We start from the raw sequence: 24642 nt of genomic DNA, 5'->3' as shown, positions 1-24642 counted from the left end.
CGACCCCTCGGGCTAGTCGTTGAGTTCGCGCGCCGCCGCGACCGCGTCGTCGAGCGCCGGTGCATCGAAGAACTCGCGACCGGTGTAGGCGTTCGCGCCCGCGGCGTAGAGGTGGCTCACGGTCGAGATGACGCCCGGATCGAGCGGTTCGGGGTCGCGCTCGCAGCGCCCGCGCCAGTCGGGGTCGCCGGCCTCGTCGGCCTCGCGTTTGGCGGCCTCGACCGCCGCCACCCACTCGGGCTGGGCGTGTTTGTGGTACTGGCGGACGACCTCCTTCGAGACCTGCTGGCCGTCGTAGGCGAACCGGTTCTCGTCGAAGGTCCCCGCCACGTCGGCGACCCGGACCTCGCCGTCGGCGTAGAGACACTCGATCTTGCCGTCCTCGTGGGTGAACCCGGCCGACTCCGCCCGCTCGGTGACGACCCGGTTGACCTCGCGGGCGACCGCCGCACAGTCGTCGAGGGCCGCCCGCCCCGCGACCCGCTGGGCCTCCTCGCGCGTGAGATAGCGGTCGGTCTCCTCGAACTTCGTCGAGAACTCGACGACGGGTTCGGGGAGCGAGACGGGTTCGTCGGGCCACTCGTGGGTGTCGAGACTCACGTCCTCGGGGTCGCGCCGGCCCCGGAGGCTCGACCCGACCGGGACGGCGTTCCGGAAGACGATCTCGAGCGGGATGAGGTAGTTCTCGCCCGCCGCGGCGTGGAAGGCCTCGTAGTCGTACTCGCCCGCCTCGACCGGGAGGTCGGGCACCGTCGCGAGGTCGATCGCCATCTCGCGTGGCGCGTCGTGGCAGTCGTCGAGCGCGACGACCTCGCCGTCCGCGACGACGCCGCGGTAGTGGGTCGGGATCCCCGCGGCTTCGAGACGCGCGAAGTTGTGCGCACCCATCGTACAGAGGCTCGCGCCCTTCTCGGGGATCGTATCGGGCATCCGCCCCCAGTCGAACACCGAGTAGGCGTCGGTGAAGACGAACCGTCCCCGGCCGAGGGCCGCGTCGGTGGCCGGCTCGGCCACCCGGAACTCCTTGACGCTGGTCATGGTCAGGGGTCGCCGGGGGCGAACTAATCGGTTGCCATCCCGGCGAGCAAACATATATCACGGCTGGCTCACGAACGTGACCGTGATACCTCCTCTCAAACCATGACCGACCCACTCTGTGCCAAGTGCGGGGAACGCGCCGAGTCCCACTGGCGTATCCGGCTCGAACACGACTCACGAGGGACCAGCGAAGCGACCGACTACCGGCTGTGTCGGGGCTGCTGGGAGGCGCTCGGGGCGCGGCACGGGGGGGCCCAGTCATGACCGGCACGTCGGACGGGACCGACACCATCGGGACGCACTGTGCGCTGTGCGGCCGGGAGCTGTCGCCGAGCGAGTATCCCCAGTGTCGAACGGTCCTGATCGACGAGACCCCGACGGGCGGCGAGGAGGAGTCGGTGCGGATGGTCTGCGACGGCTGTTTCGAGGACCTGGAGACGGAGCTCACGAAACACGCGAACTCGGGGTCTGAAGGCTCGGCCTGAACCCCGCCCGATACGCCCCACCGCTGGGTTTTAACGCGTCGCCGACGCGGCTTAGGCATGGCCGACGCATCACGCGGGGAGTTCGACTTCGAACACGTCCCCGAAACCGACCAGTCCTTCGAGAACGCCCTCCGAAACGCCCGCGACGGCGACCGACTCACGGTGGCCGACGGCATCGAACTCATCACTACCGGCACCGAGAGCGAGGGGATCGACCCCGAACGAAAGGAGGCGGTGCTCGAAGCCGCCGACCGCCGCCGCGAGGAGGTGGTCGGCGACCGAGTGACGTTCGTCGCCAACCTCAACAACAACGTCACCACCGCGTGTAACACCGGATGCCTGTTCTGCAACTTCAAGGACAGCTCCCACAAGTTCCGCGCCGACTCGACCGCCGAGCACGCGGGCTTCACGAAGACGCCCGCGGAATCGCGCGAGGTCGTTCGCGCCGCGGCGAAACGCGGGATCTACGAGGTCACCTCCGTCTCGGGGCTCCACCCCGCGTTCGCGCTCGACGACGAACACCACGAGATCCTCGCCGGGCACGCCAACGCCGCGCGAACCGTGAACTACCGCCCGCCCGACGAGTACGATACGGATCCGGGGACCTACCTCGAACAGATGCGCGCGATGAGCACGGACGGGATCCACCTCCACTCGATGACCCCCGAGGAGGCCTATCACGCCAGACGCGGCACCGACTGGAGCTACGAGGAGGTCTACCGCCGGCTGAAGAACGCAGGGCTCTCCTCGGCCCCCGGTACCGCCGCCGAGATCCTCGTCGACGAGGTCCGCGACGTGATCTGCCCCGGGAAGATCGACACCCAGGGCTGGCTCGACGCGATGGAGGCGGCCGCCACCGTCGGCCTCGACATGACCGCGACGATCATGTACGGCCACGTCGAGAACGAAGCCCACCGGATCCTTCACCTCGAAAAGGTTCGCGACCTCCAGGACAGAACGGGAGCCATCACGGAGTTCGTGCCGCTGTCCTTCATCCACCCGAACACGCCGCTCCACGACCGCGGGATCGTCGAATCGGGTGCCACGGACGACGAGGACGAACTCCTGATCGCCGTTTCCAGATTGTTCCTCGACAACATCGAGAACATCCAGTCGAGCTGGGTGAAGTACGGCGACCAGCAGGGGCTCAAGATGCTCTCGTGCGGCGCGAACGACTTCATGGGGACCATCCTCTCGGAGGAGATCACCAAACGCGCGGGCGGGGAGTTCGGCGAGTACCGAAGTTTCGCCGAGTACGTCGAGATGATCACCGCCATCGGCCGCACGCCCGCCGAGCGCTCGACCGACTACCGCCGGATCCGCGACATCGATCCGGAGAGCGAATCGTTCGGCCCGCGACTCGGGCCGCAGAGCGACGGCACGCCGCTGTTCGATGCGGGAACGACGCCCGCGACCGCCGACGACTGATCAGTCCGCGTCGACGGCGGTGGCTCCGTTCAGGACCGCCCGATACCGCTCGCCGGCGGCGTCGTCGGCCTCGATCGCGCGCTGAACCGCGGGCGGGAGCCAGCCGTCCTCGACGTAGCGCGCGTGGGTCGGCAGGCGCTCCCCCAGGGGCACGCCGCCGAACTCGGCGATGTCCTCCAGTTCGCGGAGCGCGGGCCAGGCGTAGTCGGGATTGATGTGGTCGGCGGTGATGGGCGAGACACCCCCCAGGTCGTCGACCCCGCAGTCGAGCACCTCCCGAACCGGCGCGAGGTTCGGCGGAACCTGGACCGATATCTCCGCGGGGAGCGCGGCGCGCGCCATCGCCACCGCGCGCCGGAGGTCCTCGACGTCGGGCGTCGGCCCGCGCCAGCGCTCGTTCTCCGCCACCGGCTGGACGATGACCTCCTGGATGTGACCGTACTCCTCGTGGAGACCCCGGATCGCGAGCAGGGATTCGGCCCGGTCCGACCAGTCCTCGCCGATCCCGACGAGGATCCCGGTCGTAAACGGGATCCCCACTTCCCCCGCCGCCCGGATGGTGGCGAGGCGCTGTTCGGGGGTCTTCTTTCGAGGCCCGGCGTGGGCGTCGACGTCGGCAGTGGTTTCGAGCATCACGCCCATCGAGGCGTTGACGTCGGCGAGGGGGCGCAGCTGTTCGCACGTGAGGTCGCCGGGGTTGCTGTGCGGGAGGATCCCGACGTCGAGCGCGAGTTCGCACATCTCGTGGAGGTAGTCGTGGATCGAGTCGTGGCCCCAGTCGTCGAGTTGGTCGTGGATCTCGGTATAGCGGTCGTCGGGCGTGTCGCCGAAGGTGAACAGCGCCTCGGTACAGCCCGCGTCCACACCGGTTTCGAGCACGTCGCGGACGGCCTCGCGGGACATGAGGGAGGCCTCCCCGGGTGGGTCGAAGTAGGTGCAGTAGGTGCAGGTGTAGCGACAGGCGGTGGTCAGCGGGACGAAGACGTTGCGCGCGAAGGTGAGCGCCGGTGCGGGGTCGACGTCGGCGGGACCAGTGGTCAGGAGCCGGTCGCGCTCGTGCGCCGAGAACCCGAACTCGCTCGCGAGGGTCCCGGACATGGAGTCGGCTTCCGGCCGGACGAGCAAAAGCGCTGTCTTCGGCGCGACCCCGGTGTCGAGTGGAGGGCGATGACACCGGGCGGGCGTCAGGTGTCGCCGGGCGCGAACCATGGCGTTCGCGCGTCCACGAGTCGGGGAGCCAACGGAAAAACGATTGTCCCAAATCTCACCGGATTCGGTCGCGACGAACCGTGACGCGACCGGTCTCGTTCGTCGCGAGGTCGATGCCGGCGTCGACGAGCCAGTCGCGCGCCGCACCGGTCGTGTGGATCAACACCTCGGCGAGGTCCGCGGGTTCGTCGATGTCGGTCGCGAGTCGAAACGAGTCCACGGTCTCGACGCGCGCGCCGACCCGCTTGGCCGCCCGTCGGTGGTCGAGATACGACGTCCCGTGGAAGTCGGTCCGGAACTCGGGGTGGCGGGCGACGAGCGCGTTGGTCCCGCCGCCCCGACCGGGGGCGAGCACGACGTCGCCCGAGGCGTCGAACAGTTTCGAGAGCGCGGGGGGCGTCGCGAGCGGGAGGTCGGCCATCACCACCGCGGCCGGTCCGTCGTCGAGAACCGCATCGACCGCCGTACTCAGCGGGCGATCGTCGACGGTGGTCGGCGCGTCGACGTCGAGCGGCGCGGTGGCGAGAACGGTCGGGTCGTGGCCAGCCGCACCGAGCGCGTCGAGGACGTCGTGGAGCATCGCGCGCGCGAACCCGCGGCGCTCGGCGGGTGCGAGGAGCTCCCCGAGTCGGGTCTTCGGCTGGTCGACGGCGAACGGCACCACGACGCGCATACCGCCCGAAACACACCGGCCCTCAAATCCTCAGCGGTCGCGCCACGAGTCCTCCTCCGAGCGCTTGCGGTAGGTCCGCACGCCGGCCCCGCCGAGCACCGCCACGATGCCCCCGAGGAACAGCCCCGAGATCATGCCGATGGGGTAGCTCTCCCGACCCGCGTCCTGGCGAGCGTCGGCCGCGATCGACCCCGCGAGGTCGAACTCGCCGGCGCGGTAGGCGGTCACCGCGAAGCCGAACTGCTCTTCGAGCTCCGCGTCGCTGCCGTTGTCGCGGATGGCGGCCCGGCTGGTGTTGAGCGTCGTCCGCGCCGACTGGCTCGATCGGGTGTAGTGGGCCGCGCGCCAGTCGTCGATCGCCGCCGAGGAGTTCCCGCCCTCGCGAGCGAACGAAACCACCCGGTAGCGCTCGCGTTCGGGGTAGGTGAAGTTCGCGACCGACGGGGCGGTACCCGTGACCGAGACGGTGATCTCGCTCACGTTCCGGGCGGCGCGAACGGGAACGGTGACCGACGGGCCCCGACCCTGCCGGGTGGCGAGCACCCGGTGGTCGAGCCCGGCGGCCGTGACGGTCCAGGTCGCGTTGTCGAGCCCCGTGGTGGCGTTGAGCCGCCACGTCGTCGGCGCGTCGGTGTAGAGGTCCGTGAGGACGTAGGACGCCGTGACGTTCTCGCCGACCTGTGTCGCGTTCGGGGACTGGTCCGCGCTGGCCGAGACCGCCGCTCCCGGCGTGGCGAGCGCGGCGACCGCGACGAGGGCGGCCACGAGAAGGAGCGCGCGTGTCGGTCGGGTCATGGAGTGGTGATGGCGACGGCAACGCCGAGACGGCCATCGCAGCGGCCCGGTTGCGTTCCCGCCGCTCGATACTCAATTAACCTCGCTCGAAAGGATAACTCTTGCGCCAGAAGGCCTCTCGGGGCCGAAAACGGCGTCTGACGGGTGTCAGACGGAGAGCTGACGCGGGGTGCGGGGCCCGGTCATAGCCGGTCGGTCACCGCACGCTGAGGTACGACGCGAGCGTGGTGAGGTCCGATTCGCTGCGGCCGAACGCGTCGATGTCGTTGTGGGTGACGACGTTGTCCATCTCCAGCGACCGGGCCTGGTCGGGCCCGAAGGGGACGAACGGCACCGGGCCGATGGCGGCCATCCCGACCTTCGTGAGCCCCATCGGCACGGGGACGACCGAGACGGGTTTGCCCTCGGCGCGGTAGGCGAGTTTGGCGACGTCGGCCAGCGTCAGCGCGGCGGGCCCGCCGATCTCGTAGGTCTCGCCGACGTGGGAGTCGTCCTCGACGGCGTCGGCGAGCATCGGGACGAGGTCGCCGACCCAGATGGGCTGGAAGCGGGTGCGCCCGCCGCGGGGCAGCGGCGCGAGGTAGGGCGGCGTGACCTTCTTCGTGAAGGAGACGAACTCCCCGCCGTCGCCGAACACCACCGAGGGGCGGAATATCGTCCAGTCGAGATCCGAGTCGCGGACGACGCTCTCCGCGCGCCCCTTCGCCCGGATGTACGCTGTCGGGCCGTTCGGATCGGCACCCAGCGCGCTCTGCTGGACGAAGCGGGGGACGTCGTGGGCCTCGGTCGCCCGAATCGCGTTCTCGGTTCCCCGGAGGTGGACCCCCTCGTGGCTCTTGTCCCCCGGCGGCTGGAACAGCGGCGAGAGCGCGACGAGGTTCACGACGCAGTCGCGACCCTCGAACGCCCCCTCGATCGAGTCGTAGGCCGTCACGTCGCCGACCGCGGTCCCGACGTCCTCGTCGAAGATCGACGGGTCGGGGTCCCGCGAGAGCGCCGTCACCTCGTGGCCGCGTTCGACCAGCTCGTCGCAGAGATATCGCCCGATGAAACCGCCGCCGCCGGTCACGAGTACGTCCATGGGCCGACTACTCGGGGACCGCCCCTAAACTTACCGTCGATGGGGTCGGCCCGTCCGATCGCTGCCCGATACCGCTCGACCGCCGTTCGGTTCCATCGTCCACCCCACCCCCTTCATCACGTTTTCGTCATGCATCCCCAATTCGTCACACTGATGGGTCGTCGTCACGCGCGATCGGACGATGGCAGGACGAGCGGACGACGGGGCGGGCGGGTTCGCGCGGACGGTCGGGCTCCGCGACCTGCTGGTGATGAGCGTCGGCGGGATGGTCGGGCCCGCGGTGTTCTACTACCCCGCGGTGACCGCGGGCCGGACCGGGCCGGCGGCGGTGCTCGCGTGGCTCCTCGCCGGGGTCGGGATGATAGCGGTCGCGCTGTGTTACACCGAACTCTCGACGGCGTTTCCCGAACAGGGCGGCCCCGCGGTGTTCCCCGCCGAGACGGTCGGCAGGCGGCCGGTCGTCCGGCGCTTCTTCGCGTTCCTCGAAGGGGTCTGCTATGCGATCGGCTGGGTGTTCGGGGTCTCGGTCTCGGCGTGGTTCGTCGCGACCTACCTCGGGCAGGTCCCGGGGCTCGGCGGGGTCGCGAGCCATCCCGTGGCGCTCGCGGCGGTCGCGGTGGTGGCGAGTTTCGTCGTCACCGCGCTGGGGATCGACCTCACGAAACGAACGACGCTGGTGCTGACGGCGTTCATCCTCGCCGTGCTGGTGCTGGTGGTGGGGGCCGGGCTCGGAAGCGTGTTCGCGGGCGACGGCGGCGAGTTCACCCCCTTCCTGACCGGCGACGCGCTCGGCTTCCTCGGCTCGATGGGGGTGGCGCTGTCGGCCTACGGCGCGTGGACGGTGATCCCCGCGAGCGCCGAGGAGGTGAAACGACCCGCGTGGACGCTCCCGCGTGCGATCCTCGGCTCGCTGGTGGTCGTCACGCTGCTCTACACCGCCGTGATGGTCGTCTTCGTCGCGGTGGTCCCCACGGCCACCATCACCCCGGACGCGCCCGTGTTCTTCGCGCCGCTGAGCGTGCTCGCGGGCGCGGTGGGGCTCGGTGCCGTCGGGGACTACCTCGTGCCGCTCGCGGCGCTCGTCGCGGTCTTCACCACGATGCTCGTGGGGATCACGGGCACCGCACGGGTGCTGCTCGCGATGGGGCGGCGCGGGTTGCTTCCGGCCGTCTTCGCCCGGGTCGACGACCGGACGGGGACGCCCGTGGTCGGCGTGGCGGTCGTCGCGGCGGCGGCGCTCTGCCTCGTGTTCGTCCGCGGCTTCTACGGCCAGATCGTGCTCGCGGCCCTGGTCGGCACGGTCGTGCCCTACGTCATCAACGTGGTCGCACTCGTCGGGCTCCGACGGTACCGCCCCGACGTGACGCCGACGTTCGAGGCCCCCGGCGGGCTCGTCCTCCCGGCGGTCGCGCTCTGTTTTCTCGGCTCGATGGCAGTGGGGCTCGGTGTCGAGCGCCCGCTGACCGCCGGGCTCGTCGTCGGCGGCGTCGTGGTGGGGTTCGTCCTTCGGGAGGTCGCCGCGGGAGCCGAGGAGCGGGGGACCGCGGCGAGTTCCGATGATTGAAGACGCCCGTGGAGAGAGTCGGTGTATGCTGGTCACGCTCGAAGGCATCGACGGCAGCGGCAAGACCACCGTCTGGGAGGCGCTCCACGAGCGCTACCCCGAGGCGGTGTTCACCCGCGAGCCGACCACCGACTCGTGGTACGGGGAGGCCGTGGCGCGCTCGCTCGCCGACGACGACGCCGACCCGCTCGCCGAACTGTTCCTCTACACCGCCGACCACGCCGCCCACCTCTCTCGAACCGTGCGGCCCGCGCTCGATGCCGGTGAGCTGGTGGTCTCGGACCGGTACTCGGATTCGCGCTACGCCTATCAGGGCGCGGCGCTCGACGGGGTCGTGAAGCGGCCCATGGAGTATATCCGGGGCGTCCACCAGCCCTGGACCCGCCCGCCGGACCTGACGATCTACCTCGACGTCGACCCCGAGACCGGGGCGGCCCGGAGCGGCGCGACCAACAAGTTCGAACAGGCGGGCTACCTCGCCGCGGTCCACGCGAACTACGAACGACTCATCGACTACGAGCCCGAACGGTTCGTCCGGGTCGACGCCAGCGCCGCCCCCGAAGACGTTCTGGACGGTGTTGAGGCGGCGCTCGAACGGGTCCTCGACGGCGAGTAGGTCGGGGTGTGGACCTGGCGGGCGCTATCGCTTCGCGAGCGCGAACATGACCGGGGCGACCACGAGCAGCCCGAGACCGACGTAGAGGAAGTAGCCCGGGCCGTCGATGCTCGGCACCAGCGCGAACAGCAACCCGAAGGTCACGGTTTGGATCGCGAGCAGTTTGCCCGAGCGCTGGGTGAGGCCGACGAGAAACGCGATGGCGAAAACGAACACCAGGACCTGCCCGAGATTGTACTGGAGCAGGAAGTTGTCGAGCGCCTGGAGCGGTGGCGTGAACATCCTCGTCAATCGATCGTGAGTAGTCGGCTTCAAACTTACGACCCGCGCGACGGGTCACTCCTCGACCGGCCCGGTGAGATCCAGCGGTCGGATCCACCGATACCACACGCCGAGCACCATCCCGAAGTAGCCGACGATCCAGGCCACCATCCCCACGGTGTCGTAGCCCGCCATCGAGAGGGCGTAGTCCGCGGCACCCGGGATCACGACGCCGGCGGCGAGGACGACGCCGAACAGCACCCGTTCGTCGATGTTCACGACGGGGTCACCCGAGCCCGCAGCCGTCGAGCGGCGTTCATGGTTCGGATACGGGGCCCAACGGCCCTCAATCGTTCGGTTCGTCCCACGTCGTTTCGGTGTGACACGTGATCCCAGCCGGCCGCGGGTCCAGCGAACCGTGGTCGTCGAGCGGTGCGGATCCGGCCCCTCGACGGACGGACGGCCGCGAAATCGTGCGATGGTCCCGCACAAAGCTTATGCTCACGAAGCGCAAAGTATATGCTGGAGCGCGGGGCGCTCCGGGACAGCGAGGGGAGACCCGTTGCGTGGCATCACCTGTAACGAAACCCCCTGCTGTCTTCCTTCGGACCCGAGACCGTAGCCGACGGCGAGCCGTTCGGCCGCCGGGGAATCCCTCGAAAACGATGGGTCGAGCGAGGCCGCCGTCGTCTACATCCGTTTCAGACGGACCTCGGTGTCGTTGATCGTCTCGACGTCGTCGCCACGAAGCTCGTGGGTGTCGTTGCCGTCGTCCCATCCCAGCGCGGACTTGATCTCGTCGATGACCCCCGACTCGGACGCCGTATCGTCGGTCTTCACGTGAGCTCGTCCGTCGCGAACGTCGGTCACGCTCCCGAGCTCGGTCCCTTCGTGGTCGAGGACGGTGCTCCCTCGGTCGTCGTCGGTGAACTCCCGTGCCATGGTTCGGTCGAATCACGGGAGGGTAAACTGTGTTGTCCCCGCACCAGCAAGCTACGGGACGGTGGCGGACCGGGTGTAGAGGGGCTAGGCTCACGACACCGACATCGTGCGGTAGAAACCCCGTTCCCGGGGCCGATTTCCGTACGACGACTACCTCCCCGGGACTGAACTGACCACGGTGCTTCGGGATGTTTATTATGTACGAATATGAACGTTCTTGCGGGGAGTGAGACTGCCACTGATCCAGTCCGAATCCGTCGTCGTCCTCACTTCCCCTTTCGTGAGCGAGACCGACGAGAAACAGGGAAAACGGCGCGTCGTGGTTTCGATCCACCACAAAGCTCATTATTTTGGGCAACGAAATCGCCTCTACTCGAAAGTGAGCTCGCAAAAGGGACGACCCGTTGCGTGGCATCACTCACTTTCGAGCTTTTCGATTACCTGATCAGCGCCAGTGAACGGGCGAGCGCGTGCGAGGGTGTGGGACGACAGCGACGACCCAACTCACGGGGCGGTCCGGGTCGACGGGGACCGGCTCCGGACGACATCCAGGGCGGCGATGGCTCTCAACGAAGTTTTACTACCCCGTTATAACCTGCTTGATACTGCCCGCACAGTTGGTACATGGTCCGGTGGCAATGGAACATCCATGTCGAAGGTAAGCGGCGGTTCGTCACGGGGTGTCGTCGAATACTGTAAGCTGTGTGGGAAGTCGTCGCTGAACCTGGAGGACGACCTCTGTGAGGACTGCCGCGCCTGAGCGAGGGTTGTTCGAGGGCCCACCTATCCCTCACTGCGTCCGTCCTTCGAACGGCGGGGAAGTCCCAGGGGTAGTGTAGGCGACAAGCGACCCGAGACGTACGCGCGGGTGGTCGTGAGTGGCTATCCGCTGAAAAAATCGGTGTGGGTTGGGAAGGTGCGTTAGAGACGACGGAGGTGGACACCGTCGTCGTCGTACGAGTCCACGTCGTCGCCCCGGAGCTCGTGGGTGTCGTCGTCGTCGTTCCACCCGAGCGCGTCCTTGATGCTGTCGAGAACGCCGGAGTCGCTGTCGTTCGTGTTGACGCGTGCGTTCCCGTCCCGGACGTCGTCGACGGTCCCGACTCGGTTGCCAGCATGGTCGAACACGCCGCTTCCTCGGTCGTCGTTGGTGAAGTCTCGTGCCATCGCAATCGGAGAGTGGACGGCCGGAGGGAACGGTGTTGAGCAGGCACCAGCAAGGTTTGGGGATCCGGGGTACTACCGTATATCTCTGAGATGGCCAGCGAAAACCCGACAGGTGAGGAGATGCGTCAACGACCGCTGTCCGTATGAAAAACGAGTGGGCCAACGCGGATTTGAACCGCGGACCTCCCGGTTATCAGCCGAGCGCTCAACCTAACTGAGCTATTGGCCCGGGAACGACGATTGCTGCCTGCCGTTTGTAAGCGTTTCTTTTCGGTATCGGGACCCCTCAGCCGGATCCCTCGCTGACATCGTACTCCTCGGGGTCCACGTCGTAGGTATCGCCGGTTTCGGTCCCGCCGGGGAAACCACCGCCGTAGACCACGCCGCTCGCGATCCCGCCCGTCTTCCGGTCGAGATACGGCACGATGAGCCAGCGTTTGAGCGCGCCCCGGACCGGCCACCGCGTCACCGGGACCACCAGCAGGACACCCAGCAGGTCGGTCACGAGCCCCGGGGTGAGCAACGAGACGCCGGCGGCGATCAGGAGTCCGCCGTCGAGGAGTTCGTCGGCCGGCAGGCCGCCGCGCGCGACGTCGCGCTGGATCTTCCGGATGGTGTGGCGGCCCTCGGCCCGGACCAACAGCCCGCCCACGAGCGCGGTGAGGACCACGAGCGCCACGGTGCCGACCCAGCCGAGCGGCGTCAGCGTCGCCACCGCGACGAGCACCACCATATCGAACAGCGGGATCAGGAGAAGTAAGCCGAGTATCCGGAGCAGCATACCTCGGGTACTCGCCCCGGACGCAAAACCTTTTTTCATGCGTCGGCCTCCCGGTCGCGCCGCGGTCGAGGGCCGAGGGGATAAACTGACGATGGGTTTTTGTCCGTGGAAGGGGACACCGCATCAATGGCGAGCCTCAGGGATCTCGGGCTCTCGGAGTACGAGGCGCGGGTCTATCGGACGCTGCTCGACACCGGCCCCACGACCGCGAAGGAGCTCTCGCGCGAGAGCGAGGTGCCGATGGGACGGATCTACGACGTGCTGGCGAACATCGAGACCCACCGGCTCGCGCGCTCGCAGAACGCGAGCCGACCCAAGAAGTACGTCGCGGTCGAACCCGAGACCGCGCTCGACCGGCTGCTCGACGACCGACACCAAGAGCTCGAAGCCAAGGCCGACCAGTACGAGGCGGTGGTCGACGAACTCGGTCAGACCCTCGACGCGGCCGAGTCCACGGACGAGCGGTTCTGGACCGCGGCCGTGGGGCCCGAGGACACCATCGACCTCCTGGTCGAGCGGATCGCGTCGGCCGACGAGAGCGTGGTGATGGTGGCCTCGATGCTCTCGGCCCAGTTCGACGTCGACGCGGTGGGGGACAGGGTCGCCGAGGCGCTCGACGCCGCCCTCGACCGCGGGGTCGAGGTCTCGCTGTTGATGCGGCCCGAACTCGTCGACGCGTTGCCCGAGACCGTCGGCGAGCGCTACGCCCGCGTGCTCTCGCCGAGCGAACGGTTCAGAACCCGGACCAGCGACGCCGTCGAGCACACCTTCACCGTGGTCGACGGGGCCGAGACCTGCATCGAGGTCGGCCACCCGCTCGACCGCACGAAGGTGTTCGCGATGATCGACCTCGCGGACGCGGGGTTCGCGGGTGAGGTCATGACGGAGTTCGAACCCCGGTGGGAGAGGGCCGAGCCGCTCGACCTCGAATAGCGAGGGAAACACGGATGGTGCCCGGCGGGCCATCGGTGACGTGCTCCGCGCGACCACCCCCGACCTGCTCGTCGCGGCGGTCGTGGTCGCGACCTTCCTCGCGCTCGCGGTCCCACGGGTTCGAGGGGTTCCGCTCTCACGCGCGCTGACGGCTGGCCTCGGTGCGGTCGCCGTCGTCGCGCTCGGTGGGCTCTCCCCCGAGGCCGCGTTCGCGAGCGTCGACCCGACGACCCTCCTCCTAGTGTTCGGGATGTTGGTCCACGTCGAGGCGCTCTCGACCTCGGGGGTATACGGCTGGGCCGCGGCGGGGCTCGCGAACCGCGCGGCCACCACCCGCCGTCTCACACTGGGTGCGGCATGTCTCGCGGCGGGCCTGAGCGCGGTCGCACTCAACGATGCGACCGTGATCTTGCTGGCCCCGGTGGTGCTCGACGCCGCGGCGACCGCCGACGCCGACCCGACGCTCCCGGGCGTCGGACTCGTGGTCGGCGCGAACGTCGGGAGCCTCGCCACGCCGCTCGGCAACCCCCAGAACGCCTACATCCTCGCCCGGAGCGCCGTCTCCGCCGGGGAGTTCGTCCGTCGACTCGCGCCGGTGGCGGTCGTCTGTCTCGGGCTCGCCCTCCTCGTCCTCGTGCCGTTCACCGACCGCCGTCGGCTGCCGCCCGTCCCGGAGCCGTCGTTCGACCGGGGCTGGGCGGCGCTCGGCGGCGGCTTCCTCGTCGGCACGTTGCTCCTGCTCGTCGCGTTGCCCGACATCGACGCGGGTGCGCTCGCCGCCGGCACCGCACTGACCCATCTCGGAGCCGTCCAAGTCGGGCGGCGGGTTCCGGCGGACGAGGTCCTCGAACGGCTCGACTGGGGTGTTCTGGTACTGTTCGTCGGACTGTTCGTGTTGACGGGGGCGATCCGCGGCGACGCTGTGTTCGTGGCGCTCCTGAACACCGTCGAGGGTGCGGGCGTCGCCGGGCGGGCGGCCGCGGCGTTCGGGCTCTCGGCGGTCGTGAGCAACGTACCCGCCGTGCTGTTGCTCGCACCCGTCACCGTCGGCGAGACCGAGTGGCTCCGGCTCGCGGCGGTGAGCACGCTCGCGGGCAACGCCACCCCAGTGGCGAGCGCCGCGACCCTCATCGTGCTCGAACGCGCCCGTCGGTCGGGCCAGCGCCTCTCGGTGCCGCGGCTGGTCGCCATCGGACTCCCGATATCGGTGCTCACGACGCTGGTCGCGGTCGTGCTCGTCTGACGGAAACAGGGAGGTCAGTCGTCGCCGGGAACGTCCGCGCCGTTCAGTTCCGCACGGAGCTGGCCGACCTCGGCGACGCGCTCGGCGTGGGCGTTGTGCTGGTGGATCGACTCGTCGTTCGACTGTTTCATCGTCACCACCGCGTCGTCGGCGAGGTCGGGGAACTCGTTCACGACGCCGTCGGCCATGTCGCGCACGCAGTCCTCGACGAACTTCGCGTTGGCGTGGGAGGTCTCGGTCATGTGGTCCTCGTCGGGCCGCTTGGCGAGGTTGTAGATGTGGGCGCTCATCGAGTCGCGCGCGACCCGGATGACGTCGTGGAGGTCGACTCCGGGTGCGCCGTCGCATTCGATCCGGAGGGTGGCGTGACCGCGCTGGGAGTGACCCGCCTGAGGGACGCGGTCGATGAACTCCGCGACGGTTTCGTCGTCGACACCGAGGTCGGCGAGGGTCTCGCGGGCGCGGGCGTTCGACATCCCCTGTGAGCACGGACAGACCGTCATACCCGTGACCTGAGCCCCGATCTCCTCGGTCGTGCCCTCCTCGGTGGCGCAGGCGCTGGCGATGATGGTCGCGGTGGACTGGGTCCGCTTGTCGCTCGCGGGCGTTCGCTCGCGGGTGACGTACTCGGCCTCCATCTTCACGGTGGCCTCGGAGGTGTACTCGTGTTTCTCGAGGAGGCGTTCGGCGGCGTCGCCACAGACGTCCTCGACGCGGTAGGCGGGTTCGGCCACCGCGGCTTCGAGGGTCTCGTCGATGACCTCCATGTTGCGGCTCATGTCCGCCCCCTTGCGCCACGAGGGGAGGTCGACGAACACTTCGAACTCCGCCATCAGGACGATCGGACGGTCGTCGGCACGGCCGAGTTTGACGAGCTTCTCGACGCCAGTGACGCCGACGTGGTTGAGGCCCACGCTGACGTCGGGTTGGGTTGCCTGTACGTCCGGCAGCTGCTGGCTCATCCTTTAAGCCAACGGTTCGGTGCGGGTTACGTGTTGTGAAAGCCGCTAGCGTTTCCGCCGTATCAATCGAGCTTGTCGAGCGCGCCGAAGAAGTCCAGGGGCGGGCCGGCGATCCGCATCGGCTCGTCGGCCACATGGATGGTGAGATCGGCGGGCGGCTCGATGGGTTTTCGGGTCCGGCCGTCGCCGACCACGACGGCATCGGGTGCGTCGGTGACGCGAACGGTGACCTCGCTGCCGGCGTCGACCACCGCCGGCGGTCGCGGGTCGGTGGCGCACATGTCGGTGACGATCAGGCCGGGGACGTCCGAATGGACCAGCGGCCCGCCCTCGCTCAGGCTGTAGGCGGTGCTCCCGGCCGGGGTGGCGACCAGCACGCCGTCGGCGTGGCTCTCGAAGAAGGAGTCGCCGTCGACCTCGACCGCGAACTCGCCGCCCCGGCCCGGACCACGTCCGGTGGCCACGACGACCTCGTTGAGCGCGGGCGGGAGCGAGACGTTTTCACCGGTGGCCCGGAGCCGTGGGACCGTTCGGACCTCGGGGTTGCCCGTCTCGCGGACCTGCTCGACCGCGCGGTCGATCTCGGCGAGCGCGTTCTCGGGCGCGGTGACGTTGAGGAAGCCGACCTCGCCCAGATTGATGCCCATCACGGGGGTGGTGCCCGCGCCACGGGCGGCGAAGAGGAAGGTGCCGTCGCCACCGATCGAGACCACGAGGTCCGCGTCGTTCATTCGGGTGACGGCGTGGCCCGCGACCCCGAGCGCGTCGGCGGTGGCCTCGTCGACCAGCACCTCGATGCCCGACTCGTGGAGTCGGTCGCGGGTGTCGTCGGCGAGTGCGGCCGCCCGGTCGTTCCCCCGCCGGGCGACGATCCCGACCTTCATCGTCGCGAGTTACGGCCGCCCCGCAAAAAGCCGCGTGGTCCGCCGCGCGGCGGTCGCGGTGCGGCCGCCATGCGGGTGCGGTCGGTGGTGCGGTGGCGGTGTGGCTGCGGTTCCTGGCGTCTCGGCGAGCGTTAGCGAGCCGAGGCTCAGGAGAGCTGTGCTCTCCTGGCGGATGAAGGGCAGAGCGCTTGGTGTGAGCGAAGCGAACACCGCGAGCGGAGCGAGCGCGCGGAGGGCTTCGGCGGTGCGGAGGCGGTGCTGTGCGGAGTGGGGAGTGATTGTACCGCGAGCGAACGTTAGTGAGCGAGCGGGCGCGAGGGTGACCAACGGGAACCCGACGCGCTTTTGATCGACATTTTGCCAGGGAGCGAGCGGCGCGAGGTTCGACCGAAGGGAGAACCTCGGATGCGAACGGGGAACGCGTGGCCGACCACCGGGAGGTGGTTCGAAAATCTCCGATTTTCGTCACTGAGCGGAGCGAAGCTCCGCGAGGTNAAGAGTCGGAGACTCTTTTGACGATCACGAGAGAGCTTTGCTCTCTCGAACGACCACGACGCGAACGGCGACCGCAGGAAGCCGTGAGCCAAGTGACCCGTGAGCGAAGCGAGCGACCGCAGCAAAAGGTCGTTGTTACTCGGGCTTCAGCCCCTCCTCCTCGACGCGCATCACGGCCTCGCCGTCGGCGAGGTTCGGGGCGTCGACGAGGCGGACGATCCGCTTGGTGCCCTTCGATTTCCGGAGGTACATCCGGAAGGTGGACTTGTGGCCGAGGATGTTCCCCCCGATGGGCTGGGTCGGGTCGCCGAAGTAGGAGTCGGGGTTCGAGGAGACCTGGTTCGTGACGACGGTGGCGGCGTTGTAGAGGTTCCCCACCTTGTCGATGTCGTGGAGGTGTTTGTTGAGCTTCTGCTGGCGCTGGGCGAGTTCACCACGACCGACGTACTCCGCGCGGAAGTGTGCGGTCAGCGAGTCGATGCAGACGAGGCGGACGGGCCAGTCGGTGTCCTCCTGTTCGCTCGCGATCTCCTGGGCCTTCTGAGCCAGTAGGATCTGGTGGTTCGAGTTGAACGCCTTCGCGACGTGGATCTTGTCGAGGATCGAGTCGACGAGCTGCTCCATCGCTTCCTCGCTGTTGGGACCCCCTTCGATCTCGCGGGCCTCCATCGCACCGGCGATGGCGTCTTCGGGCAGGCCGCGCACCATCTGGTCGATCCGCTCGGGGCGGAAGGTGTCCTCGCTGTCGATGAAGATCGCGCTACCTTCGAGGCCCCCGTACTCGCTCGGCAGCTGGACGTTGACCGAGAGCTGGTGGGTGACCTGGGACTTCCCCGCGCCGAACTCGCCGTAGACCTCGGTGATCGACTGGGTCTCGACGCCGCCGCCGAGGAGGTCGTCGACCTCGTCGACCTGCCAGGAGAGCTTGCCGATCTGCTCGCGGCGTTCGAGGACGTTCGCGCCGGTCTCGAACCCGCCGATGTCGGCGGCGTCGCGTGCGGCGTTGATGATGTCGGCCGCCGTACTCTCGCCGATGTCGGCGGTGTTCGAGAGCTCGCCGGGGCTCGCGACCGCGATGCCCTGATAGGAATCGAAACCCGATTCGACGAGTTTGTCGGCGGTCGCGGGACCCACACCGGGGAGGCTCTCGAGATCCGCTGTTGCTGCCATACACTCGGGTTGGGCGGCTTGGGTCATAAAGCCTCGTTAACAGGCTAGTGAAAGTGAAAACGGCCCGGCGGAAGTCGCGTCTCTCGGTCGATCACTCCCAGGGATGACTGCCGGAGTCGGGCCAGAGGGGGTACCAGTACTCCTTCTCTGGCTCGACCGTGAGTTCGCCGTCGAGGACGGATTCGAGCTTGAACTCGACGGTCGAATCACGTTCGTTGCCCGAGCGCGGGGCGAACGGGTAGTACGCGCCGCGGCGGAAGGAGTAGACCCAGTAGACGGGCCCACCCTTCTCGAAGCCGAACAGCGCCGCGAGGAGGCGCGACCCGTAGCCGCGTTCGATCAGCGTGTCGGCGGCGAAGTGGACACTCGTCACGAGGTCCTCGAAGTCCGAATCGGAGAGCACGACCCACTGGTAGCCGTGTGAATCGTCGACGAAGCGGGCTTTCGTGCCGGTCTCGACCTCGCCGGCGTCGAGGATCGCCTCGACCTCCTCGACCGCGTCGGCGAAGTCGGTGCTGTCGACGCCCGAAAAGCAGAGCGCCGCCGCGTTCGCGGGCTCGAAGCCGAGGTCGGCCTCCATCGTGAGGTAGGCCGTGCTCATCCCGAAGAGGTCGTCGGGGTCGGCGTCGCGCGTCGCGCTCGTCTCCGCACTCATCCCGAGCGCCGACCGAAGTCCGTCGAGCAGTCCCATAGCCCGGTTTGTCGCGCCGGGAATAAAAACCCGAAGCGATACGACGCGACCCACATCGCGAGTGCCGTGTCGCGATCCGAATCAGACCTGGTGGCGCGCGCTCGTGGTCGTGCGCGAACGGACGTGAGCGCGCGACCGCGGACGCCGTGCGAGGGATGAGTGAGCGAAACGAGCGAACGCGAGTGGAGCGAACGAATCGGCTGGGGAGGCGTGTGGCTGTCGCGGGGCGGTGCTGTGCGGTCTCTCAGTTGGATCGGGATTAGTGCGGTACAGCGTGACGGCCGAAAACACCGACATGAGGGGCCGGTCTCTCAGTTGGATCGGGATTAGTGCGGTAGATAAGGAATGACCGCTCGGTTGGATCGGGATCGGTGCGGTACAGCGTGGCGGCCGGGAACACCGACACGAGGTGTGGCCTCTCAGTTAGGTCAGGATCAGCGCGGAAAACCGTACAACGAGGGCACAAGCAACGTGTGGTTCGGGTGGAGACGGGAGTTCAGGCGGTTTCGAGTTCCTTCTCCATCTCGCGGAGGCGCTCGATCCGGTTCTCGGTCGAGGGGTGCGTCGAGAGGAGCTTGCCGATCGCGCCGCTCTTGATCGGGATGATGAAGAACGCGTTCATGTCGGCCTGCGTGCGGAGGTCGTCGTCCGGAACGCGGGCCATCCCGTTGTCGATCTTCATCAGCGCCGAGGCCAGCGCCGACGGCCGGCCGGTGATCATCGCGCCGCCCCGGTCGGCGGCGTACTCGCGGTAGCGCGAGAGCACGCGGATGAGCAGGAACGACACCACACCGACCACGAGCGAGACCAGCACCGCGACGATGATCGGCGCGCCGCCCTGGTCGCGGTTGCCGCCACCGCCGAACAGGAAGCCCCAGCGCACGATCATGAACGCGAGCGTCGAGAGGAACGTCGCGATGGTCATCACCATCACGTCGCGGTTCTTGACGTGGGCGAGCTCGTGGGCCAGCACGCCCTCCAGCTCCTCACGGTCGAGGGTGTTCATGATCCCGGTGGTGGCACAGACCGTCGCGCTTCCCGGCGAGCGGCCCGTCGCGAACGCGTTCGGGACTCGCGAGTTCGCGACCGCGATCGTGGGTTTCGGGAGGTCGGCCTGCTGGGCGAGCCGGCCCACCGTGGCGTGGAGTTCGGGGTACTCCTCCTCGCTGACCTCGTGGGCCCCCATGCTCCGGAGGGCGAGTTTGTCGCTGAAGAAGAACTGCCCGCCCATGAACACCGCCATGATGAGGATCAACATGAACGTGCCAACGCCCATGTAGGCGAGAACGCCGATGAAGACGACGTACAACACGAGCAACAGGATCATCGTCAGCCCCATGCGGGCCTGGAGACCCCGGTCCGCTTTCCATTTCATATGCCGAATCATTCGGGCTCAAATCGTAAATCTCCATCGCTCCGGCGTCTCGTCCTCCGGAACCAAAAGAACGACAACGCCGGCGACCGGTCTTCGTGGGGCGAGTCAGACGGCTTAACCGCCGCCGCCTCCCAGGGGAGCCATGAGCGAATCACGCGTTTTCTGCCCCCGGTGTGGCGACCCCGTCGAGTCGCCGGGGGAGGCCAGCGGGCGCACGCCCCTCTGCCTCGACTGTTATTTCGACGAGTTCTCGCTGGTCGACGCACCCGACCGGATCGAGGTCGCGGTGTGTGCGACCTGCGGCGCGGTCAAACGCGGGAAACGCTGGGTCGACGTCGGCGCGCGCGACTACACCGACGTCGCCGTCGACGAGGTCACCGAGGCCCTCGAAGTCCACGTCGACGCCGAGGAGTTCTCGTGGGGCGTCGTCCCCGAACAGGTCGACCAGAACACCGTCCGGATGCACTGTACCCTCTCGGCGACCGTCCGCGACCAGCCGGTCGAGCGCGAGGTCACGGTGCCGGTGTTGATCTCGCGGGGTACCTGCACCCGCTGTGGCCGGATCGCGGGCGATTACTACGCCAGCACGATCCAGGTTCGGGGAGCGGGCCGGACCCCGACCGACGCCGAGCTCACGGGTGCACGGGAGATAATCAACGAGTACGTCGGCGAGCGCGAGGCCGCCGGCGACCGCAACGCGTTCGTCACCGAGATCAAGGAGACCGGCGACGGGCTCGACGCGCGGGTCTCGACCACCCAGATCGGCCGCGCGGTCGCCGACCGGGTCGTCCGACGGTTCGGGGGCACGGTCGACGAATCCGCGACGCTGGTCACGGAAGACGAGGACGGGGACGAGGTCTATCGGGTCACCTACGCCGTCCGCCTGCCGGAGTTCACACCGGGCGACGTCATCGACGTCGACGACGACGGTCCGGTACTGGTCGAGAGCGCTCACGGCAACCTCAAAGGAACCAGAGTCACGACTGGCGAGCACTACGAGGCCGACTTCGAGGACGGCATCGCGCCCGACGCGCGCCGGCTTGGGCGGGCGATGGAGGCGACCGAAACCACCCTCGTGACCGTCGAGGACGACAACGCGGTTCAGGTGCTCGACCCCGAGACCTACGCCGCGGAGACGGTCCCGCGGCCCGACTACCTCGACCCCGCAGCTGACACCGTCCGGGTGCTGAAGAGCCGCGCGGGGCTCCACGTCCTACCGGCGACCGCCGAAACCGACTAATCCCCCGGCCCGTAACCCCCATCCAATGGATCGACAACAGTGGATCGCGCTGACTCTCGTCGTGTTGATGGTCGGCTCCTCGGTCGCGTACGCCGCCGGGGCCGTCCTCTGAACCGCCACCCGAAAACGCAGGATGGCGCTACAGTTTTTTACGCCTCCCCTCGGTCGTAGTGGTCATGCCGCTCGAAAGCATCGCCGCCGGTCCCTGGTCGTTGCTGCCCGCGCTGCTCGCCATCTCGCTCGCGTGGTACACCCGCGATGCCCTCGTCGGGCTCTTCGTGGGGATCGCCGGCGGGGCCGTCGTCTACGGCGTCTTCCGGCCCGCGGCGGTCGGGCTTCCCGACGGCCTGACCGGCGGCGTCTCGGGCATCGTTCTGGGTGGTGTCCTCGGACTGACGACGATCCCCGACCTCGTCGCCACGTCGCCGCTGTTCGCCGACCCGTGGTACGTCAAGAACGTCCTGATCGCGCTGTTCGCCATCGGCGGGCTGATGGGCCTGATGATCCGATCGGGCGCGATCCGGGGCGTGCTGGAGGCGCTCGCCAGCCGGGTCGACTCGCCCGCCGACGCGGAGAAAGCCTCGTTCCTCGCGGGGGTCATCATCCACATCGACGACTACTTCAACTGTTTGGTGGTGGGGTCGATGATGCGCCCGCTGACCGACGAGTACGACGTCTCGCGGGCGAAACTCGCCTACTACGTCGACAGCGCGGGCAGCCCGGCAGCCCGCCTCGCCTTCTACTCGACCTGGGGCGTCGCGCTCGTCGGCTTCATCGGCGCGGGCATCACCGCCGCCGCCGAGCAGAACGTCCTCCCCTCGGGGATGTCGAACTACGTCACCCAGACCGGCGACGGCCTCGAAGCCGCCACGTCGGCGGTCTGGCCGCTCTACTTCAACAGCCTCGGCTTCGCCTTCTACTCGTGGACTGCCCTAGCCATCGCCGCGCTCGTCGCCTGGCAGGTCGTCCCGAACGTCCTCGGGATGGGCCGCGAGGAGACGCGCGCTCGCAACGGGGAGGGCGTCGTCGGCCCCGACGACGACCCGCTGGTCTCGGACGAGATGGCGAACTACGAGATGTACGACGGTGCGAGCCCCGACTGGCGGAACTTCGCGATCCCGGTCGTGACCATCGTCGCCGTGGGGTTGCTGGCGATGTTCTGGCGCGCCTCGCCGGTCGTGAACTCGCCCCAGACCTCGACCGCGCTCTCGCTGCTCGGCTACCAGCTGATCCTCCCCGCGGGCGGGCCGTGGTCGTTCGACATCGGCGGGATCCGGCTCGGCCTCGCCGCGCTCGCGGGACTGGTCGTCGGGTTCGTGCTCTTTCGGGTCCGCGGCGACATCCCCTCGAACGCCGACGCGACCGACGCGATGCTCAACGGCTTCAAGGGGATCTTCCTCGCGGCCGCGATCCTCACGCTCGCGATCACGATCCAGAACACCGTCTCCACCCTCGGCGTGTCGAGCTTCGTCACCGACTGGTTTCGGGGGGTCCCGGTCGGCCTGATCCCGGTACTCGTCTTCGCCGCGACGGGCTTCATCTCCTTTTCGGACGGCAGCTCGTGGGCGACCTACGGCATCATGTTCCCGATCGCGATCCCGGTGGCGTTCACGACCGGCGCGAACCTCCCGCTCGTGCTCGGGGCGGTGCTCTCGGGCGGCATCTTCGGCGACCACTGCTCGCCGATCTCGGACACCACGGTTCTCTCCTCCTCGACCAGCGGTGCCGACCACATGGTCCACGTCAGAACCCAGGTGCCCTACGCGCTGGCGTGTGCGGCGATCGCCGGGGCCCTCTTCCTCGTGCTCGGCTTCCTCGTGCCCGGCGGCTTCTCGCTCATCCCGTACTGAGGAGCGGAGAAGCGCTGCCGGTCGGGCTCAATCCGAGCCCCAGACGTCCGCGAGCGGGTGGTTCTCGGGGTCGTCCCTCGATCTTCGTCGTCGGTCTCGACGGCTCCCGGAGTCGCCGTCGCCGCCGGCCGCCGCCGGGTCGAACGCCGGGAGCTCCGGGGTCGTCATCCGGTCGACCTGGGCCGCGAACCAGTCGGGCATCGCCGACCGCGAGCGCTCGAAGAGGTCGAGCAGGCTCGAATCCGCGAGGTAGGTCGCCCCGTGGTCGTCGGGCGCGCGGACGACCCGCCCGCAGGCCTGGATCACGGTCTTGAGCGCCGTGCGGTAGTACCAGTTCCACTGGCCGTCCTCCAGCCGGCGCGCGACCCGCGAGTCGCGGGTGTTGGGGTAGGGGGCCTTGCAGAGCACCTGCCACCGCGCGAGGTCGCCCTCCAGGTCGAGCGCCTCCTCCATCTTCACGGAGATGAACAGGTCAGGGTCGTCGGTCGCGAGCCACGCCCCCAACTGGGCGTCGCGGTCCTCGCGGTCGTGGCTCCGGATCCGACCGTCGACCCCGAACTCGCGGAGCTTGGCTTCCAGCCCCTCCGCGATGGCGTAGGAGTGGGCGTGGACGATCCCCTTCTCGTCCGGGTGGTGGGCCATGAGTCGAACCACCAGCCGGGCGATCTTCGGGAGGGTCTCCTCGCGGTGGTCGTAGGTCATCTTGCCCTGGGTCGCGTCGAACAGGGGTCGGTTCTCGACCGGAAAGGTGTGCGAAACGTCGACCAGCGCCGTCTCGTCCGGGTCGAGCCCGACGCCGCGACAGAACCCCTCCTTGTCGAGGATGGTGGCCGAGAGCAGCGCGAAGCGGTTTCCACGGTCCCAGACCGTGTGCCGGAGATAGCGCTCGGGGTTGAGGGGTTTGATCGTCACCGGTTCGCCGTCGCCGCCGTCGACGACCCACGTGCTCGCGCTGGTCGAATCACGGTAGTCGGAGACGAACCAGTTGAGGTTCGAGATCAGTTCCTGAAGCCGGTCGCGCTCGGTGACTTCGGCGATCGAGAGCTCGTCGGCCCCCACGAGGGTGTCCTTCCGACGGGTGCAGACGGTGGTAACGTGGTCGGCGAAGCACGCGGCCGCCTCGACCCCGTCGAGCGCGGGTATCTCCAACTCGTCCCAGACCGGCACCGTCCGGGGTCGGAGGTCGATCGTGGCGTACATCTCGGCCCACTCGGCGAGGCCGTGGGCCTCGTCCACGACCACGACGTCGCGCCGGCCGAAGGCGTCCGAGCCAGCGGTCTGCATGAAGTAGGCCAGCGTCATCGCGGCGATCGAGCGGTTCGAGGCGATCGCCCGGTCGGAGAAGTACGGACAGCGGTGGCGGATCGAGCAGTCGAAGCCGGTCTGGCGCGCGCACGGCGCGCGGTCGACGGGCGTATCCGTCTCGCCGGGGAGGAGACACGAGTAGTTGCGTTTACCCCTGATCACCTGGAGGTCGGAGAGCAGCGGGTCGGCGGCGACGTCGTCGAGCTGGGAGACCTGCGGGGTGGTGTAGTAGGCGTCGGTGGCGTCGGCGGGGTCGGCCTCGTCGGGCCGGCGCGCACAGCCCGCGATGGCGCGCGCGAGCAGCGACTTCCCGGAGCCGGTGGGCGCGCGGACGAGCACTACCCGGTTGCCCGCCGCGAACGCCTCCCGGATGCGGCCGAGCGCGTCGCGCTGGGCGCCACGATAATCGGGAGCGGGAAACTCGTCCTCGATCCGCGCTGGGTTCACGAGTGAG

Annotated in this window: 25 protein-coding genes and 1 tRNA gene; 9 read left to right on the top strand and 17 right to left on the bottom strand. The window is 68.6% G+C overall.

Going from position 1 to position 24642, the window contains the following annotated elements:
* Positions 1 to 12: 12 nt before the first annotated feature.
* Positions 13 to 1038, bottom strand: coding sequence for a phosphoribosylaminoimidazolesuccinocarboxamide synthase (locus tag C447_RS04065; protein ID WP_007691190.1), 1026 nt, complete (start codon positions 1036 to 1038; stop codon positions 13 to 15).
* A 102-nt stretch (positions 1039 to 1140) separates the two neighbouring features.
* On the opposite strand from C447_RS04065, the gene C447_RS17875 reads away from it, so the two are divergent.
* From C447_RS17875 to cofH, 3 genes are read left to right on the top strand one after another with little or no spacing between them, the layout of a single operon-like run.
* Positions 1141 to 1302 carry a hypothetical protein gene (locus tag C447_RS17875; RefSeq protein ID WP_153300711.1) on the top strand — a complete coding sequence of 54 codons (162 nt, stop codon included), beginning with the start codon at positions 1141 to 1143 and terminating at the stop codon, positions 1300 to 1302.
* On the top strand, positions 1299 to 1523 hold the full coding sequence (locus C447_RS04060) for a hypothetical protein (protein WP_007691189.1): 225 nt from the start codon (positions 1299 to 1301) through the stop codon (positions 1521 to 1523). The genes C447_RS17875 and C447_RS04060 overlap by 4 nt, the downstream gene beginning before the upstream one ends.
* Positions 1524 to 1580: 57 nt before the next feature.
* The gene (gene cofH, locus C447_RS04055; protein ID WP_007691187.1) at positions 1581 to 2951 is read left to right on the top strand and encodes a 7,8-didemethyl-8-hydroxy-5-deazariboflavin synthase subunit CofH; all 1371 of its coding nucleotides are present in this window, start codon (positions 1581 to 1583) and stop codon (positions 2949 to 2951) included.
* On the opposite strand, the gene cofG is transcribed toward cofH, so the two are convergent.
* The 4 genes from cofG to C447_RS04035 form a co-directional block, all read right to left on the bottom strand.
* Complete coding sequence (gene cofG / locus C447_RS04050) at positions 2952 to 4049, bottom strand: 7,8-didemethyl-8-hydroxy-5-deazariboflavin synthase subunit CofG (protein WP_007691186.1); 1098 nt, start codon at positions 4047 to 4049, stop codon at positions 2952 to 2954. It abuts the gene before it with no gap.
* Positions 4050 to 4215: 166 nt separating this feature from the next.
* Positions 4216 to 4833 (bottom strand): 2-phospho-L-lactate guanylyltransferase, encoded by a 618-nt coding sequence (gene cofC, locus C447_RS04045; protein ID WP_007691185.1) that lies wholly within the window; start codon positions 4831 to 4833, stop codon positions 4216 to 4218.
* A 30-nt stretch (positions 4834 to 4863) separates the two neighbouring features.
* Positions 4864 to 5628, bottom strand: coding sequence for a hypothetical protein (locus C447_RS04040; RefSeq protein WP_007691184.1), 765 nt, complete (start codon positions 5626 to 5628; stop codon positions 4864 to 4866).
* A 196-nt stretch (positions 5629 to 5824) separates the two neighbouring features.
* Complete coding sequence (locus C447_RS04035) at positions 5825 to 6709, bottom strand: complex I NDUFA9 subunit family protein (protein ID WP_007691183.1); 885 nt, start codon at positions 6707 to 6709, stop codon at positions 5825 to 5827.
* 181 nt (positions 6710 to 6890) lie between these two features.
* Here C447_RS04035 and C447_RS04030 point away from each other — a divergent pair, with 181 nt between their 5' ends.
* Together C447_RS04030 and tmk are read left to right on the top strand one after the other, a co-directional pair.
* Positions 6891 to 8273: an APC family permease gene (locus C447_RS04030; RefSeq protein ID WP_007691182.1), complete on the top strand. Its 1383-nt coding sequence runs from the start codon at positions 6891 to 6893 to the stop codon at positions 8271 to 8273.
* A 25-nt stretch (positions 8274 to 8298) separates the two neighbouring features.
* Positions 8299 to 8889: a dTMP kinase gene (tmk, locus tag C447_RS04025; protein ID WP_007691179.1), complete on the top strand. Its 591-nt coding sequence runs from the start codon at positions 8299 to 8301 to the stop codon at positions 8887 to 8889.
* A 24-nt stretch (positions 8890 to 8913) separates the two neighbouring features.
* Here tmk and C447_RS04020 read toward each other — a convergent pair whose 3' ends face one another.
* From C447_RS04020 to C447_RS03995, 6 genes are all read right to left on the bottom strand, one after another.
* Positions 8914 to 9171: a hypothetical protein gene (locus tag C447_RS04020; protein ID WP_007691177.1), complete on the bottom strand. Its 258-nt coding sequence runs from the start codon at positions 9169 to 9171 to the stop codon at positions 8914 to 8916.
* A gap of 54 nt (positions 9172 to 9225) precedes the next feature.
* Entirely contained in the window at positions 9226 to 9429 is a 204-nt protein-coding gene (locus C447_RS04015; protein ID WP_007691176.1) for a hypothetical protein, read from the bottom strand.
* Between the two features lie 411 nt (positions 9430 to 9840).
* Positions 9841 to 10092, bottom strand: coding sequence for a hypothetical protein (locus C447_RS04010; RefSeq protein WP_007691175.1), 252 nt, complete (start codon positions 10090 to 10092; stop codon positions 9841 to 9843).
* Positions 10093 to 11013: 921 nt separating this feature from the next.
* A complete protein-coding gene (locus C447_RS04005) occupies positions 11014 to 11259 on the bottom strand; it encodes a hypothetical protein (RefSeq protein ID WP_007691173.1) in 246 nt (81 codons plus the stop codon).
* A 155-nt stretch (positions 11260 to 11414) separates the two neighbouring features.
* Positions 11415 to 11488, bottom strand: a tRNA-Ile gene (locus tag C447_RS04000).
* Between the two features lie 57 nt (positions 11489 to 11545).
* Positions 11546 to 12040: an FxsA family protein gene (locus C447_RS03995; RefSeq protein WP_007691172.1), complete on the bottom strand. Its 495-nt coding sequence runs from the start codon at positions 12038 to 12040 to the stop codon at positions 11546 to 11548.
* Positions 12041 to 12166: 126 nt separating this feature from the next.
* Here C447_RS03995 and C447_RS03990 point away from each other — a divergent pair, with 126 nt between their 5' ends.
* Positions 12167 to 12973 carry a TrmB family transcriptional regulator gene (locus tag C447_RS03990; protein ID WP_007691171.1) on the top strand — a complete coding sequence of 269 codons (807 nt, stop codon included), beginning with the start codon at positions 12167 to 12169 and terminating at the stop codon, positions 12971 to 12973.
* Between the two features lie 40 nt (positions 12974 to 13013).
* The gene (locus C447_RS03985; protein WP_007691170.1) at positions 13014 to 14216 is read left to right on the top strand and encodes an SLC13 family permease; all 1203 of its coding nucleotides are present in this window, start codon (positions 13014 to 13016) and stop codon (positions 14214 to 14216) included.
* Positions 14217 to 14230: 14 nt separating this feature from the next.
* On the opposite strand, the gene mptA is transcribed toward C447_RS03985, so the two are convergent.
* From mptA to htpX, 5 genes are all read right to left on the bottom strand, one after another.
* Positions 14231 to 15178 carry a GTP cyclohydrolase MptA gene (gene mptA / locus C447_RS03980; RefSeq protein WP_007691169.1) on the bottom strand — a complete coding sequence of 316 codons (948 nt, stop codon included), beginning with the start codon at positions 15176 to 15178 and terminating at the stop codon, positions 14231 to 14233.
* Between the two features lie 62 nt (positions 15179 to 15240).
* Entirely contained in the window at positions 15241 to 16062 is an 822-nt protein-coding gene (locus tag C447_RS03975) for an NAD(+)/NADH kinase (protein ID WP_007691168.1), read from the bottom strand.
* A 630-nt stretch (positions 16063 to 16692) separates the two neighbouring features.
* Positions 16693 to 17727: a DNA repair and recombination protein RadA gene (gene radA, locus C447_RS03970; RefSeq protein ID WP_029601960.1), complete on the bottom strand. Its 1035-nt coding sequence runs from the start codon at positions 17725 to 17727 to the stop codon at positions 16693 to 16695.
* A gap of 91 nt (positions 17728 to 17818) precedes the next feature.
* Entirely contained in the window at positions 17819 to 18418 is a 600-nt protein-coding gene (pspAB, locus tag C447_RS03965; RefSeq protein WP_007691166.1) for a PspA-associated protein PspAB, read from the bottom strand.
* Positions 18419 to 18914: 496 nt separating this feature from the next.
* The gene (htpX, locus tag C447_RS03960; RefSeq protein WP_007691165.1) at positions 18915 to 19793 is read right to left on the bottom strand and encodes a zinc metalloprotease HtpX; all 879 of its coding nucleotides are present in this window, start codon (positions 19791 to 19793) and stop codon (positions 18915 to 18917) included.
* A gap of 142 nt (positions 19794 to 19935) precedes the next feature.
* Between htpX and C447_RS03955 the strand changes: the two genes are divergently transcribed.
* Together C447_RS03955 and C447_RS03950 are read left to right on the top strand one after the other, a co-directional pair.
* The gene (locus C447_RS03955) at positions 19936 to 21033 is read left to right on the top strand and encodes a 60S ribosomal export protein NMD3 (protein WP_007691164.1); all 1098 of its coding nucleotides are present in this window, start codon (positions 19936 to 19938) and stop codon (positions 21031 to 21033) included.
* A 176-nt stretch (positions 21034 to 21209) separates the two neighbouring features.
* Positions 21210 to 22883: a Na+/H+ antiporter NhaC family protein gene (locus tag C447_RS03950; protein WP_007691161.1), complete on the top strand. Its 1674-nt coding sequence runs from the start codon at positions 21210 to 21212 to the stop codon at positions 22881 to 22883.
* Between the two features lie 27 nt (positions 22884 to 22910).
* Here C447_RS03950 and C447_RS03945 read toward each other — a convergent pair whose 3' ends face one another.
* A complete protein-coding gene (locus C447_RS03945) occupies positions 22911 to 24635 on the bottom strand; it encodes an ATP-dependent DNA helicase (RefSeq protein WP_007691158.1) in 1725 nt (574 codons plus the stop codon).
* Positions 24636 to 24642 lie beyond the last annotated feature (7 nt).

This window comes from Halococcus hamelinensis 100A6 (genome assembly GCF_000336675.1).
Classification (GTDB): domain Archaea; phylum Halobacteriota; class Halobacteria; order Halobacteriales; family Halococcaceae; genus Halococcus; species Halococcus hamelinensis.
Note: the sequence above shows the minus strand (reverse complement) of the source record. Positions and strands in the feature narration are given on the sequence as shown.